Genomic DNA, 14,814 nt, shown 5'->3' on the forward strand with positions numbered 1-14,814 from the left:
CTCCTAGCCTTGCCCACTGGCGCGCGACAACCTAAGCTGAGACCTTCGAACACAGGCCAACCGTATGCTCGAACAGGAAATCCGGCAATTCCTTGACTATCAGCGCGATGTCCGACGGCTTTCCCCCCATACAGTGGAGGCCTACCAGCGCGACCTGAGCAAGCTCGCCAATTATTGCCAAGAGCGCAAACTGACGCACAGCGACGCGCTCGACGCCGCCCATATCCGCCAGTTAATTGCCCAGCAACGAAGCAGTGGCGCCTCTCCGGCGAGCATCCAGCGGCAACTGTCATCACTGCGCAGTTTTTACCAGCATCGCCAGCGCGATTTCGGTGCGAAGAAAAACCCCGCCAGTGGAATCGCCGCGCCGCGACGGGGGCGCCCCCTGCCTAAAACACTCAATGCAGAAGCGATAGCGCAATTGCTTGCCTTTCCGGGAAGTGAGCCGATTGATCTACGCGACCGCGCCATAATGGAGTTGTTTTATTCATCGGGCCTGCGTCTCGCTGAGCTTGCCGACCTGGACGTCGACGATATTGATCTGCGCGAAGGATTAGTTGCGGTCACCGGCAAAGGACGCAAGAGCCGCACACTCCCTGTGGGCCGGCTGGCGTGCCAGGCAGTTAAGCGCTGGCTGCGCTGTCGCCCCCAGCCGCAAGACACCGCGCTCTTCACCAGCATGCGCGGCGGGCGCCTCGGCCACCGCGCAATTCAGGGTCGCATCAAACTTCGGGCCCGGCAGCAAGGTATCCCTGAAAACCTTCACCCACACATGCTGCGGCACTCCTTTGCCAGCCACCTATTGGAATCCAGCAGCGACTTGCGCGGCGTACAAGAATTACTGGGTCACGCAAACTTATCCACGACCCAGGTATATACGCACTTGGATTTTCAGCACCTCGCCAAGGTTTATGATCAGGCTCACCCCAGAGCGGGACGCAAAACCAGAAAGGACTAGCCATGGCACGCATTCGCGCAATTAGCTTTGATCTCGACGACACACTCTGGCCAAGCCGCCCGGTGCTGGAGTCCGCAGAGCGCGTGTTTCAGCAAAAAGCACTGGAGCTTGCACCAAAGCTCGCGGAACATTACCCCGCCGAAGCGCTGCGCGAGCATCGCCTGGCGTTATTGAAGCAGCAACCCGCACTGCGCCACCAGATCAGTGAATGGCGTCGACTCAGTTTGGAACTTGCCCTGCGCGATTGCGGCTATGGCGAGCAGAGTCCCGAGATCGCTGCCGAAGTCTTTACTCACTTCATTGCTGCTCGCCAAAATGTTCAACTCTTTCAGCATGTAGAAGAGGTGTTACGCACGCTTAGCGAGCGATTCCTTTTGGTCAGCTTAACCAATGGCAACGCGGACCTGCGCATGCACCCCTGCAGCCGACATTTTCACGCCTGCATAAAAGCGGAGGACATCGGGATTAGCAAACCCGACCCTGCTGCCTTTCACGCCGCGCTTGCTGCCGCCGGCTGCGCTAAGGATGAGTTGCTTCATATTGGCGACCACCCACGGGATGATATTGACGGCGCGCAGGGGGCGGGCTTAACCAGCATTCAAGCACTTATGCCCGGGATTGGCCGCGAAAAGCACACGGGGGCTCACGGCCACTTTACAGATTGGCGCGAGCTACCCACGCTTATCGAGCAGGTTGAAAATAGGCGTTAAACGCCGTCTTGATCAGCATCCGCATGCCCGCTGCGCATATGCGGCTCAAGCTCAGTAATATGACCACCGTGCGCCAGGAATTCAGCGACGTCCCTAGCGAGTTGCTCCCGCATACGGTCGTGACTCGTCAGCGGCTCATTCACGCCTAAGCCAAGGTGTTTTTTTGTATCACCGCCTCGAACTTTTGATCCCATCAGCTTACCCTCCGCGTTGGAGAACAGTCAGTCGTCACCGCTTTATACTGCGACCCCAGCCGGGCTGACAAGCGCCTTATTAGGCTTTTTCGTTATGTCACTCAGGCAATATCTACTCAAACAATAATAATGCGTTGATTGACGAACATTCAGGCAAAAAAAATGGCGCCGAAGCGCCATTCACTAAAAAGCTCTGCCGGTTAAATCGCTTCTTCGCCGGTTTCGCCGGTGCGAATACGAATCACCTGCTCCAGCGCGGTAACAAAGATTTTACCGTCGCCAATTTTGCCGGTATTGGCCGCTTTAGTAACGGTATCGATGACCTTCTCCAGCAGGTCATCTGCCACCGCGATTTCCAGCTTCACTTTCGGCAGAAAATCAACAACATATTCCGCGCCGCGGTATAGCTCAGTGTGCCCTTTCTGGCGTCCGAAGCCTTTTACCTCGGTAACCGTAACCCCTTGAACACCAATTTCAGACAAGGCCGCACGCACGTCATCCAGCTTAAACGGCTTAATTACTGCACTTACCAGTTTCATCTCGAAACTATCTCCCAAATGTCGACTTTGCGCTAACTTAGCCTAGGCCCAGTACCCTTGGCAAGCATAGCGCCATTGCTGCAGCCTATCCCTACAACGGCAAAAGGGCGCCGCAAGGGCGCCCTGATCAAAAGGAGGCGTTGACTTAGCTCTTCACAAACTCGGGGTATGCTTCCATACCGCAGTCTGCCAAGTCCATGCCTTCGTATTCTTCCTCTTCGGTAACACGGATACCCATGACCATTTTCAGTACCAGCCACACTACCAGGCTTGCACCAAATACCCAGCCAAAGATGGTTGCAGCGCCGATCAGCTGACCGCTGAAGCTCGCACCGTCATTGGTAACTGGCACCAGCAGCAGACCCAGAAGACCCACAACACCGTGAACAGAGATGGCACCAACGGGGTCGTCGATTTTCAGCTTATCCAGAGCCAGGATGCTGAATACCACCAGTACACCACCCGCAGCACCGAACAAGGTCGCTTGCAAGGCAGTAGGTGTAGAAGGTTCAGCAGTAATCGCTACCAGACCAGCAAGCGCACCGTTCAGCAGCATAGTCAGGTCAGCTTTGCCGAATAAGATGCGGGCTACCGCCAGGGCTGCTACGGCACCACCGGCTGCTGCCGCGTTGGTGTTCAAAAAGACCATGGCAACAGAGTGTGCGTTAGCAGCATCGCCGAGTTTCAGTACTGAGCCACCGTTGAAGCCGAACCAACCCATCCACAGGATGAAGGTACCCAAGGTCGCCAGTGGCAGGTTTGCACCAGGGATCGCGTTAACCTGACCGTTTGCACCGTATTTGCCCTTACGAGCACCAAGCAGCAACACGCCAGCCAGCGCCGCAGCGGCACCTGCCATGTGTACAATGCCCGAGCCAGCAAAGTCAGAGAAGCCAAGGTCGCCAAGGTTATACAAACCGAATACGTCGTTGCCACCCCAGGTCCAAGACCCTTCCAGCGGATAGATCACACCCGTCATCACAACCGCGAAGGCCAGGAATGCCCAAAGCTTCATGCGCTCAGCCACTGCACCGGATACGATCGACATTGCGGTTGCAACGAAGACTACTTGGAAGAAGAAGTCGGAAGCGCCAGAGTATACTGAACCGCCGTCAAAGCCGGCTTCTGCCGAGTCTGCCAACACGCCTTCAAGGTCGAAGTCGCCAATGCCACTTAACAAGATGTCACCGCCGTACATGATCGCGTAACCGCACACCAAGTACATGATGCAGCTGATCGCAAACAACGCGACGTTTTTAGTCAGGATTTCTGTGGTGTTTTTGCTGCGAACCAAGCCCGCTTCTAGCATGGCAAAGCCTGCAGCCATCCACATTACAAGTGCGCCACAGACAAGAAAGTAAAACGTGTCCATTGCGTACTGAAGTTCAAAAATTTGATTTTCCACTGGGATTCCTCCGGAAAAATTTGGGGGCCTACTGCTTTACCACCACCGTGTGGCGGGTAGCCCGCTACTCTTAGATCGCGTCTTCGCCAGCTTCGCCGGTACGAATACGGATCACCTGCTCAAGGGCAGAGACAAAGATTTTGCCGTCACCAATCTTGCCGGTATTGGCAGACTTGCTGATAGCTTCGAGCGTAGCCTCGACATCGCCATCGGCGACCGCTACCTCAATTTTCACTTTCGGCAGAAAGTCCACAACGTATTCCGCGCCGCGGTACAGTTCTGTATGACCTTTCTGTCGCCCGAAACCCTTCACCTCGGTCACGGTGATGCCTTGCACACCGATATCTGACAGGGACTCGCGAACGTCGTCGAGTTTGAAAGGCTTAATAATCGCTGTAATTAATTTCATGTTGTTCTCCTGCTAATAGCCTTGAGGGCAGGCGGGCACTGGAGTACCCGCCGCGATCTAATTACAGGCTTTTTGAGATAGAGAAGACGAAACGGTCGTCTGCAGCGCCGTCAGCCGCCGCGTCGTTGTCAACGTCAGTGCCGTAGTAGGCCAAAGTCAGCGTTACATCAGCAACGTCGTAGTTGGCACCGATCATGTAATCGATGTAGCTATCGTCGTCATCTACCAGGCCGTCTTCGTCTGTGGTAGTTTGACCCACGTGGAAGTCAAGACTCACGTTCTCCGCCACACTCATGCTGTAGTCGAGGTTAATTACCGTTGCGTCACCGTTGCCATCACCAAAGTAATCAGGTGAATACACCAGGCCGAAGCTGAAGTCTGACACCGATACCGACGCAATATATTCTTGGTAATTCAGTGCCGCCTCATCACCGGGGTACATAAAGTGAACAACACCCAGGTCCAGGCCAACACCTTCAGCAACGTCGAAGGCATAACCGCCGTAGAAATCCATCTCGGTAGTTACTTCGCTGCCGAAATCGACGTTAGACGCCCAAGTACCAACGTAAAAGCCGTTGCCAAAGTCGACGTCAAAGCCGCCTTGGATGGCGCCTTTTTCACTAGTTTGTGAGTAGCCACGGAACACATAGTCCGTTGCCATTGTCACGTTACCGCTAATTTCCGCAGCTGAAGCCGCGAAAGGGGCTGCTGTTACAACTGCTACACCAAGCATTTTTTTCCAAGTGTTCATGTTCTAGTCTCCGATAGTCTTCTCTCGTTGAACGTATGCGGTTAAGGGAAGGCCCTGAACATCACATGCCTAGCTATATGCATGGGGCGTGCCAGGTTTTAAAGCGCCCAAAATCAGGGCTTTCCCGCCACAAAACACCCCATCACGCCCCTTTCCGCACTATTTCAGATCACAAAACAACAACACACCTGAGTTAAGCACCATATCGGTGCAATTTCACATTACTCTCGTTTGCCGCCCCTAAACAGCGCAAACACCACCGGGAACAAAAACTGTGCACGCTCTGCGACGCCGTGCAAAAGTGCGATAAACTGTCGCCAGCAACGAGAGAGTATCGCCATGGCAAAACCCGACTTTATTTCCCAACTTGCTGAACAGGCCGGGCGCCTGATCAGCCAAGGCCCGGATATTCAGCAAGACATCGAAGCCAAACTGCAGGCACTACTACAAAGCGCCTTCAGCAAGATGAATGTGGTATCGAGAGACGAATTCGATGCGCAAACCGCGGTACTCAATCGCACCCGCGCTCGTCTGGAAGCCGCCGAGCGACAGCTGGCCGAGATTACTGCCAGTTTGGAAAGTGCCGAGAATAAATAAACCGTCTTGCGCGCAGCAGGACGGCTGCTCGCAATTGCAAAAATACTCAGGGATTGAGTTATGCCACTGGCCACTGTACACAGCCGTGCGCGCCTCGGGGTAGATGCCCCGCTCGTCACCATTGAGGTGCACCTTTCCGCCGGGCTTCCGGCCTTTAATATTGTCGGGCTGCCGGAAGCAACCGTACGCGAAGCCAAAGACCGCGTGCGCTCGGCGCTGATCAACTCTCACTTTACCTTTCCCGTCAGCCGCATCACCGTCAACTTAGCGCCAGCAGACCTGCCCAAAGAGGGCGGCCGCTTTGACCTGCCTATCGCCATAGGCATCCTCGTTGCCAGCGGCCAATTACAACAACGCGAGACCGAGTCCTATGAGTTCATCGGTGAGCTGGGGCTAAGCGGCGAGCTGAGAACGGTCAATGCCGCCCTGCCCACCGCCCTGGCAACCGCAGACGCATCCAGGCAATTGGTCTTGCCCGCCGGCAGCGCCTCACTGGCAGAGCTGCTCCCCCCGGATACATTGCAGGAGGCCACAGACCTGCTTGGCGTGGTGGCTTTTCTAAAGGGCCAGCAGAGTTTGGGGCCGCCGACAGACGCCGCCGATACACAGCCCGCTGCGTATCCGGACATGCGCGATGTACGCGGCCAATTGTTGGCAAAGCGTGGACTGGAGATCGCTGCAGCGGGATTTCACAGCCTGCTATTTAGCGGCCCTCCCGGTACGGGCAAAACGCTGTTAGCAAGCCGGCTGCCCGGTATCCTCCCGCCCCCAACAGAGCAGGAGTGTCGCGAAATCGCCATTGTCCAGTCGATCGTTGGCCAACCACTGCAGCTTCAGCGCCCATTTCGCAACCCACATCACACCGCCTCGGCCGCTGCGCTTGTCGGCGGCGGTAGTAGCCCGCGCCCCGGCGAAATCAGCCTTGCTCATCGCGGCGTGCTTTTCCTCGATGAATTGCCCGAGTACCCACGCAAAGTGCTGGAAGTACTGCGCGAGCCCATAGAATCGGGCGAGGTGGTCATCTCCAGAGCGCGCCATCAACTCCGATTCCCGGCTCGATTCGCTTTGGTAGCGGCAATGAATCCTTGCCCCTGCGGCTTTGACGGCGATCCCCAAAAAGCTTGTCGTTGCACCCCCGACCAAATACTGCGCTATCGCAGCCGTGTATCGGGGCCGTTGTTGGACAGGATTGACTTGCGCCTGCGTCTGAATCGCATGGCCGCTGGTGAGCTACAAGACAGCCCCGAGGGCGAGCCCAGCGACGCCATACGCACCCGGGTGAGTGCAGCGCATCGGCGTCAGCTCAACCGCCAGGGCTGCAGCAACGCCCTACTTGATGCCGGCCAGCTCAGCCGGTTTTGCCCCTTGGATACCGAGGGTAAAGCCTTTATCCGGGACATCGAAGCGCGCATCAACCTCAGTGCGCGCGGCCAGCACCGCCTGATAAAGACGGCGCGCACCATCGCCGACCTCGAAAGCAGCAACGATATTTGCCTGAAGCACTTGCGCGAGGCCGCGCTCTACCGCGGAGAGCTCTGATCCCAGGTAGGTGACTATACGAATCTATTTCACAGCCATCGGCACTTACAATCGAGCACTATATAAGAAGAACTTCTAGGATTTCGGAGTTATGCCGAATGTTTTGATCGTCGAGGACAACCGCTCGCTGGCCAGCATGGCCAGAGCAATTATCGAGGATATTCCCGGCTTTCAGGCCTGCGTCGCTGCCAGCGGCGCCGAAGCAAAACAGTTAATACGCGACACCAAAACGCCCTTTACCGCCGCCCTCGTCGACTTGAACCTACCTGACGCCCCCAATGGCGAAGTGGTGCCAGTGGTGCAATCCTTTGACATCCCCGTGGTGGTGCTAACCGGCTTCTTCGGCGACGAGTTGCGCAACCGCATGATCGAGCTCGGTGTTGTCGACTATGTGCTAAAGAAGAACATTAGCGCCTATGACTATGCCAGCCGGCTGGTCGAGCGCATTCATCGCAATCGCAGCACGCAGGTATTGGTTGTCGATGACTCGCCATCGACCGCCGCCATGCTGAAGCGCCATTTGGAAATTCAATGCCTGAATGTGTTGGTTTGCCACAACGGCCAAGAGGCCCTCGACTGTATTCGCGAGCAACCCAATATCCGCCTGGTACTGACTGACTACAATATGCCGGTTATGGACGGCTTCGACTTTATTCAACAAGTGCGCGCCAAGTACGCAAAGGATCAACTGGCCATCATTGGCCTGTCCAGCTCTAGCGACGCGCGGCTGTCCGCTCATTTTTTAAAAAGTGGCGCCAATGACTTTATTAGCAAACCCTTTGGCTACGAGGAGCTGCTCTGCCGGGTAAACCAAAACCTGGAATACATGGATCGCATCGACGAGATACGAGACGCGGCAAATCGCGACTACCTGACCAAACTCTACAACCGCCGCTATTTTTTCAGTGAGGCGCAATTGCGTCATCAGCAAGCGCAATTTCACGACCTTCCCCTGTCGGTTGCCATGCTGGATATCGACCATTTCAAGCACATTAATGACAGCCTCGGCCACGACGCCGGCGACACGGCGCTAAAACATATCGCTGGGCTGCTGCAGTCGGCCTTCCCCGACGACCTGATCGCCCGTTTCGGCGGCGAGGAGTTTTGCATACTCAGCGAGCAAAATGCCGAACACACCTTTGATCGACTCGACGACTTTCGCCGCAAGCTGGCGAGTAATCCCGTTAAAGAAAACGGCTACGATATTACGCTGTCCGTCAGCGGCGGCCTGAGTAATGGCCAAGATGACAGCCTGGATACACTGATAAAAATGGCTGACAGCAAGCTGTACCTAGCGAAAGAATCCGGTCGCAATCGCATTGTTGTGTAGGGCTTAAGCCAATTGCTTGCGCCACTGGCTTGGCGACACCCCCGTCCACACTTTGAAGGCCCGACTAAATACCGCCAGCTCAGAATAACCCAAGCTCAAAGCCAGCGTTGTCAGGTCAATATCGCTGTGCGCTAAATGCTCGCAGGCCAGGTATTGGCGGCGCGCGGACAGCACCTCGGCAAAGCTGCTTCCCTCGCGCTGCAGGCGCTGCTGAAGACTCCTCGGGTGCAAACCCATCACCCTAGCCACCATGCTTAAGCTGCACTCTCCCGTTGGCAGCAACGCCGTTATCGTTTGATCCAACTGCTGGCGCAGGCTTAACGAGGCCGGCTCAGATGCGCCCCGCCACTGCGCGCTTAAGCGTGAGCGCAGGCCGGGCTCTACATCGACCGCCGAGCTCATCAGCGACAATGGATAACGCAGTGCATCGCAGCCCTCATCGGGCTCTACCCGGCAGCCAAACAGCGCCGAAAGCTCCGCCGCCGCAGGTGCCTGCGCTCGCAGAGCCAGGGAGTCTGGACGCACGGGGGAGCTCTGCAACTGCTCCAAGCAACGCGCCAACAACGCCAAACTCAAGCCTGCCAGCTGCCCGCAATCCACCACCGAGGCGAAAGCAAAGTCCATGCGTATCTCGATGAATCGCTCGCTGGATATTGCGCTAACCACCACACCCCTGGCATGAAAATCGAGGTTACGCTGCATCATTCGCAGGGCATCGGCTATAGTTGCCTGCAAACACATTGCCGAACCCAGCGCCCCCACTGCCTCTAACCCCTGGCGCATTCCCAACTGCACCCCAAAATCCTCGCGCCCACAGCGTTCGGCGGCAGCCGTCATTAACTGTGCTAAGACGGTGTAGGAAAGGTATAGATCCGGGTCTTGCACCACCGCCGGCGTCAAACCAAATTCCGCCATCAGCGCATTGGGATTCTGACCGCAATCCCGGACCCACTCAGAAAAGCCCAGTAGGGCGCCACTTCGAACAAAATGCTGCACGGCAGACTCGTGTTTTATCAAATAATGACTCGCAATATATCAAGCCTAACCATAAAAACGTAGATAAGCTCCAGTCTGCAATAACGCTAATAATTAGGAGGCGCTCACCATGCTCCCCAAACCCGCTATGGATCACAAAGCATTACTCACGCTAAACACCCACGAAATGCCCATGTACAAAGATGCCTTGCCAGGCGTTCCTGGTGTTGATGCGCAACCCCTGTTCCTCGATCCCCATCAGGGCATTTGGGTGCTACGCGCCGTCTTTCACCCCGGCGTCGTCTTGCCCAAGCACTACCATACCGGCACGGTGCATCTGTTCACCCTGTCGGGCAGCTGGAACTATGTGGAATACCCCGACCAACCCCAAACTGCAGGCAGCTACCTCTATGAACCCGGCGGCTCTATTCACCAATTTACGGTGCCCGCAGACGCCAGCGAGCCAGCCGTTGCCGTGATGGTGGTTTATGGCGCCAACGTCAATTTCGACGATGAAGGCAACTACCTCGGTATTATGGATGCGAGCGATATCATGCATATGTTTGACGAGCTAGTCGCCGAGCGCGGCATGGAACCCGCCCGCTATATTCGCCCCGCCGCTGCCGACTACACGTGCCCCACAGCATGACCACAGCGCCACTGCCAAAGCGGGTATTCATCACCGGCGCACAAGGCTTTATCGGCCAGCAGTTAATGAGGCGCTACCGGGACCTCGGCTGTGACGTGCGCGGCATGGACTTGCAGGGCAATCCAGAGCAAGGCATCGTCGCCGCCGACCTCTGCCAGCCCAAGCAGTGGGCCCACCATGTGGAGGGTTGTGAGTTATTCATACACACCGCAGCGGTCGTGTCACTGTCGGCATCATGGGCAGACTATCGGCGCATTACCGTCGACGGCGTGCGCCACGCCTTGGCAAATGCGCAACGCGCTGGCTGTCGACGATTCGTGCACTTCTCTTCGATTCTTGCGATGGGCTATGACTACGTTGACGGCGCTGACGAGCAGGCTCCCGTCGTGATCGGCAAAGATTGCCGCTATGGCGTTGCCAAAGGTGCCAGCGAACATCTGGTACTCGCCGCCCACGCCAGCGGCAACATCGACTGCTGCATTATTCGCCCTGGCGACGTTTATGGTCCCGGGTCGCGAGCCTGGCTGCTCGAGCCCCTTAAAATGGCGCGATCCGGCAGGCTTTTGTTGCCCAATGGCGGTCGCGGTATCTTTACGCCCATCTATATCGACGATCTGATAGACGGCACGCTGCTCGCGGCGCACAGCGAGGCGGCCAGCGGGCAGATTTTCATCCTGTGGGGAGAGCAAGCCGTCAGCTGCGGGGAGTTTTTCAGTTACCACTGGCGCTGGGCAGGCCGCCGCGGTCGGCCACCCAGCCTGCCGCTGCAGGCCGCCATTCCCCTAACAAAAGCAATACACACCCTTAATCGATGGCGCGGCGTGCGCGATGAGGCCTGCCCGGATACGATGCGCATGTTCAACCGAAAAGGGGCCTTTAATGGCCGTAAAGCCCGGGGTTTATTAGGATTTGAGCCCAAAATCTCCCTCGCCGAGGGCATGGAATATTCAGCGCAGTGGCTTCGTGAGATCGGCGAGCGCTAAAGGCGAAATAACACTATGAAAACACCCCCTCATTGTATTATCTCCGGAGGCGCCAGCGGTCTCGGCCTTGGACTGGCACTTCGTATGCTCGAGCGCGGCTACCGCCTCAGTATTCTCGACCTCTCATTTGGCGAAAGCGCCAAGCAGCAGCTGTCACAAGCCGCCGCATCAAGCGCGCATTGGCAGGCCTACACCGTGGATATTCGCAATGCGCAGGCCTGCGCAGAAGCCGCTGCCAGAGCGGCAGACAACTATGGCACTATCGAGCTGGCAATCAACTGTGCCGGGGTCATACTCAACTGCCGGTTTGCAGAGATGACCGCCGAGGACTTTGCCCGCGTTGTTGAGGTCAACCTCTGCGGCAGCGTGCACTTTGCCAGAGCGGTCTTGCCCCACATGTCGGCGGGCAGTCGCTTAGCACTGGTTGCTTCAATGGCAGGGCTGGTCAGCAACTATGGCTACGCCGCCTATGGCGCGTCCAAGTTCGGGGTTGTCGGCTTAGCAACCACTCTGCGCTATGAATACGAGCCTCTTGGAATTGGCATCTCCTGTATTTGCCCACCCGAGGTCGAGACGCCCATGGTTGAGAGTGAGCGCCAGCATGGCGACCCGATCTCTCTGGAGCTTAAAAAATTCGCCGGTTCACTGGATACCAACACCGCACTTAACGGCATAATGCGCGGACTGGATACGGGTCGCTGGATGATCATTCCCGGTGTGCGCAGTCGTTTTACGGCGTCCCTTGCCAGATACTTTCCGTGGCTTTTTAACCGAGTTATGCAGTCCATGATCCGCCGCCTGCTGCACAAAGGCCACCATAGGAGTTCACCGTGACACCCGAACGCCATACTTTCAGCCACCGAGGACTTCGCCTGTCCTATTTGGACTCCGATCCTAATGATCACCTACGCCCGGCTGTACTGCTGTTGCATGGTTTCCCTGATCACGCGGAAATGTGGCAAGCGCAAATACAGGCTCTGCACCAAGCGGGCTTTCGCTGCATTGCCCCTGACACCGTAGGCTGTGGCCATTCCGAGATTGCCCCCAATCAAAGTGATTATCACGCCGACGACATTATCAGCGATCATCTGGCACTGCTTAAGCACCTAAAAATCAAGCAGAGCCATGTGGTCGGCCACGACTGGGGGGCCGTTATCGCTTGGCTATTGGCGGCGAAGCATCCTAGCAGTGTCCAGCGCCTGGCGGTTATGTCGGTCGGCCACCCCACCGTTTATGCTCGCGCGGGTTGGGGCCAAAAACGCGCGGGCTGGTATACCTTGTTTTTCCAGCTGCGCGGCCTGGCGGACAGGCTACTCGTCGGCAACGGGCGCTTCTCCCTCGGCCAGATCTTTGGGTCCCACCCAAATATGGACGAGGTGATGTCGCGTTTACGCCAAGCCGGTAGAATGCGGGCCGCAGTGCGCATTTATCGCGCCAATTTTGCCGAAATACTACTGCGCAAGCAGCCGCCTGTTACCGCGCCGACGCTCGGTTTGTGGAGTGCACAAGATGCTTTCTTAACCGAGGATCAAATGCGCGACTCTGCAGCGTGGGTCAACGGGCCGTGGCGCTACCAAAAGCTCGACGGTGGACACTGGATGAGCCTCAGCCAGACCGAGACCGTAAACGCGTTATTGCTCGAGCACTTTTGCACTTGACGCCTCGCCCTCAGTAAAGAAACCGCTGCGCTCAGCGCGTGGATAGCGGTGTCGAATTAACGATGGCACTGCTACAATTGCCAGCCTTTTTTCGGCCCAGTGATATAGCGTGAGCAAACTTAACGATCGACAACGCGAGGCGGTACTCTACATCGATGGCCCGTTGCTGGTATTAGCCGGTGCAGGCAGCGGCAAGACCAGTGTTATCACGCGCAAGATGGCCTACTTGATCGAAAAGTGCGGCATTCCCGCCCGGCATATCGCGGCGGTTACCTTCACCAACAAAGCGGCCCGCGAAATGAAGGAACGAGTGGGCACACTCGTCAAAGGCAAAGCCGCTCACGGCCTCACCGTGTCGACCTTCCACAACCTCGGTATGAATATCCTGCGCCGTGAATACGCCGCACTGAAATACAAATCGGGCTTCTCAATTTTTGATGCGCAAGATGCCCAGGCCCTGATTCGCGACCTACTTATTCAAGAACACGGCAGCGACGGCGATCAAGCGGACCGTATCCAGCAACGTATTTCCCATTGGAAAAACGAGTTCGTTATGCCCGAGCAGGCCGTCGCTGAGGCGGAAGGCCCCGCTGACATGCTCTGCGCCCAGGCTTACATTCGCTACCAAAAAGCATTGAAAGCCTATAACGCCCTGGACTTCGACGATCTGATCCTGTTGCCAGCGCTGCTGTTTGAGCAGCACCCCGACATCCTCGACAAGTGGCGCAATAAAATTCGCTACATGCTGGTCGATGAATATCAGGATACCAATAGCGCGCAATATACGCTGGTGAAGCAATTGGTCGGCGACCGGGGCGGCCTCACCGTGGTGGGGGATGACGACCAGTCCATTTACGCCTGGCGCGGCGCAAAACCGGAAAACCTGTCACTACTAGGCAAGGACTACCCTCACCTGAAGGTCGTCAAGCTTGAGCAAAACTACCGTTCTACCGCGCGCATTCTTAAAGCGGCCAATACCGTTATCGCCAACAATCCCCACGAGCTGAACAAGGCACTGTGGTCCGACCTAGGCTTTGGCGACCCCATCCGCATTATTCGCTGCCGCAATGAAGATGCCGAAAACGAGCGGGTGGCAGTCGAGATTCTCGACCACAAGATTCGCACCGGCGGTCGCTTTGGTAATTACGCCGTGCTGTATCGCGGCAACCACCAGTCACGCCTGCTGGAACTCAAACTACAAAGCCACCAAATACCTTACAAGCTGAGCGGCGGTACCTCCTTCTTTGGTCGCAACGAGATCAAGGACATCATGGCCTATCTGCGGCTTATCATTAACCAGAATGATGACAACGCCTTTCTGCGCATCGTCAACGTGCCGCGCCGCAAAATTGGTACCTCAACACTCGAAGCCCTGGGGAGCTACGCCACCGAGCGGGAAATTAGCCTATACAGCGCCTGCGAGGAAATGGGCTTGGCTCAACGACTGCCGGAATCGGCCATCACCCGCCTGCGTGAGTTCACTCAATGGCTGGACGGGATGCGGCGGCGCTGCTACGAAGATGACGCCATCGCAGCCGTTAAACAGCTCTGCAACGATATCGACTATCTGGACTGGCTGATACAAAACAGCTCATCGGTCGCCGTCGCCGAACGACGCATGAACAATGTGCACACCCTTATTGCCTCGCTGGAGCAAAACCTCAACGACGAGGAACGCGACGAAAGCTTTGAGGAAGCGATCAGCCGACTTGTGCTCCGCGATTTAATGGAGCGCCAGGCCGACGAGGAAGAAAGTGCCGACCAAGTGCAGCTGATGACACTGCACGCTGCAAAAGGCTTGGAGTTTCCCCACGTGTTTATGATCGGCATGGAGGAAGGGCTACTACCTCACCAAAACAGTATCGACGATGACATGGTGGAAGAGGAGCGACGGCTCTGCTACGTCGGTATCACTCGCGCCCAGCGCACGCTGACGATGACCTACTGCGCCAAGCGCAAAAGCTTCGGTGAATTTACCAGCTGTGACCCCAGCCGCTTTTTAGCTGAGCTGCCGCAGGATGATGTCGAGTGGGAAGGTCGCGCCGATGCCGACCCGGCGCAAAATCAAAAACGCGGCGGTGAAACCTTGGCCAGCCTGCGCGACATGCTTGGCTGAA

General features: G+C 56.6%; 16 protein-coding genes. 10 read left to right on the forward strand and 6 right to left on the reverse strand.

Features of this window, described 5'->3' with window-relative positions; all coding sequences use genetic code 11:
• Positions 1–64 precede the first annotated feature (64 nt).
• The gene (gene xerC, locus ABNS66_RS00555; protein ID WP_204994754.1) at positions 65–958 is read left to right on the forward strand and encodes a tyrosine recombinase XerC; all 894 of its coding nucleotides are present in this window, start codon (positions 65–67) and stop codon (positions 956–958) included.
• A 2-nt stretch (positions 959–960) separates the two neighbouring features.
• The gene (locus ABNS66_RS00560; protein WP_286839747.1) at positions 961–1,668 is read left to right on the forward strand and encodes an HAD family hydrolase; all 708 of its coding nucleotides are present in this window, start codon (positions 961–963) and stop codon (positions 1,666–1,668) included.
• Here the strand turns inward: ABNS66_RS00560 and ABNS66_RS00565 are convergent.
• The 5 genes from ABNS66_RS00565 to ABNS66_RS00585 all read right to left on the reverse strand — a co-directional run bounded on the left by ABNS66_RS00565 (position 1,665) and on the right by ABNS66_RS00585 (position 4,966).
• Positions 1,665–1,862 carry a hypothetical protein gene (locus ABNS66_RS00565; protein ID WP_286695164.1) on the reverse strand — a complete coding sequence of 66 codons (198 nt, stop codon included), beginning with the start codon at positions 1,860–1,862 and terminating at the stop codon, positions 1,665–1,667. The genes ABNS66_RS00560 and ABNS66_RS00565 overlap by 4 nt on opposite strands.
• Positions 1,863–2,062: 200 nt before the next feature.
• Positions 2,063–2,401 carry a P-II family nitrogen regulator gene (gene glnK, locus ABNS66_RS00570; protein ID WP_027873226.1) on the reverse strand — a complete coding sequence of 113 codons (339 nt, stop codon included), beginning with the start codon at positions 2,399–2,401 and terminating at the stop codon, positions 2,063–2,065.
• Between the two features lie 145 nt (positions 2,402–2,546).
• Positions 2,547–3,806 (reverse strand): ammonium transporter, encoded by a 1,260-nt coding sequence (locus ABNS66_RS00575; protein ID WP_204994756.1) that lies wholly within the window; start codon positions 3,804–3,806, stop codon positions 2,547–2,549.
• Positions 3,807–3,876: 70 nt separating this feature from the next.
• The gene (glnK, locus tag ABNS66_RS00580; protein WP_027873228.1) at positions 3,877–4,215 is read right to left on the reverse strand and encodes a P-II family nitrogen regulator; all 339 of its coding nucleotides are present in this window, start codon (positions 4,213–4,215) and stop codon (positions 3,877–3,879) included.
• Positions 4,216–4,276: 61 nt separating this feature from the next.
• Entirely contained in the window at positions 4,277–4,966 is a 690-nt protein-coding gene (locus ABNS66_RS00585) for a TorF family putative porin (RefSeq protein WP_348655189.1), read from the reverse strand.
• Between the two features lie 339 nt (positions 4,967–5,305).
• Between ABNS66_RS00585 and ABNS66_RS00590 the strand changes: the two genes are divergently transcribed.
• The 3 genes from ABNS66_RS00590 (at position 5,306) to ABNS66_RS00600 (ending at position 8,432) form a co-directional block, all read left to right on the forward strand.
• Entirely contained in the window at positions 5,306–5,563 is a 258-nt protein-coding gene (locus ABNS66_RS00590) for an accessory factor UbiK family protein (protein ID WP_027873229.1), read from the forward strand.
• Positions 5,564–5,623: 60 nt separating this feature from the next.
• The gene (locus tag ABNS66_RS00595; RefSeq protein ID WP_286839742.1) at positions 5,624–7,102 is read left to right on the forward strand and encodes a YifB family Mg chelatase-like AAA ATPase; all 1,479 of its coding nucleotides are present in this window, start codon (positions 5,624–5,626) and stop codon (positions 7,100–7,102) included.
• 91 nt (positions 7,103–7,193) lie between these two features.
• Positions 7,194–8,432: a diguanylate cyclase gene (locus tag ABNS66_RS00600; protein WP_286695166.1), complete on the forward strand. Its 1,239-nt coding sequence runs from the start codon at positions 7,194–7,196 to the stop codon at positions 8,430–8,432.
• A gap of 3 nt (positions 8,433–8,435) precedes the next feature.
• Here the strand turns inward: ABNS66_RS00600 and ABNS66_RS00605 are convergent, their stop codons facing one another.
• On the reverse strand, positions 8,436–9,428 hold the full coding sequence (locus ABNS66_RS00605) for an AraC family transcriptional regulator (RefSeq protein ID WP_286695167.1): 993 nt from the start codon (positions 9,426–9,428) through the stop codon (positions 8,436–8,438).
• A gap of 109 nt (positions 9,429–9,537) precedes the next feature.
• On the opposite strand from ABNS66_RS00605, the gene ABNS66_RS00610 reads away from it, so the two are divergent.
• The 5 genes from ABNS66_RS00610 to rep all read left to right on the forward strand — a co-directional run bounded on the left by ABNS66_RS00610 (position 9,538) and on the right by rep (position 14,813).
• Positions 9,538–10,056 (forward strand): 2,4'-dihydroxyacetophenone dioxygenase family protein, encoded by a 519-nt coding sequence (locus tag ABNS66_RS00610; RefSeq protein ID WP_204994760.1) that lies wholly within the window; start codon positions 9,538–9,540, stop codon positions 10,054–10,056.
• Positions 10,053–11,039 carry an NAD(P)-dependent oxidoreductase gene (locus tag ABNS66_RS00615; RefSeq protein ID WP_286837371.1) on the forward strand — a complete coding sequence of 329 codons (987 nt, stop codon included), beginning with the start codon at positions 10,053–10,055 and terminating at the stop codon, positions 11,037–11,039. Before ABNS66_RS00610 ends, ABNS66_RS00615 begins: the two co-directional genes overlap by 4 nt.
• Positions 11,040–11,054: 15 nt before the next feature.
• Positions 11,055–11,873, forward strand: a complete 819-nt coding sequence (locus ABNS66_RS00620; protein ID WP_286837373.1) for an SDR family NAD(P)-dependent oxidoreductase — start codon at positions 11,055–11,057, stop codon at positions 11,871–11,873.
• Positions 11,870–12,697 (forward strand): alpha/beta hydrolase, encoded by an 828-nt coding sequence (locus tag ABNS66_RS00625; protein ID WP_286837374.1) that lies wholly within the window; start codon positions 11,870–11,872, stop codon positions 12,695–12,697. Before ABNS66_RS00620 ends, ABNS66_RS00625 begins: the two co-directional genes overlap by 4 nt.
• Positions 12,698–12,806: 109 nt before the next feature.
• Positions 12,807–14,813 carry a DNA helicase Rep gene (rep, locus tag ABNS66_RS00630; protein WP_204994764.1) on the forward strand — a complete coding sequence of 669 codons (2,007 nt, stop codon included), beginning with the start codon at positions 12,807–12,809 and terminating at the stop codon, positions 14,811–14,813.
• The last annotated feature ends 1 nt before the right edge of the window (position 14,814 follow it).

Source organism: uncultured Spongiibacter sp., assembly GCF_964011655.1.
Lineage (GTDB): Bacteria > Pseudomonadota > Gammaproteobacteria > Pseudomonadales > Spongiibacteraceae > Spongiibacter > Spongiibacter marinus.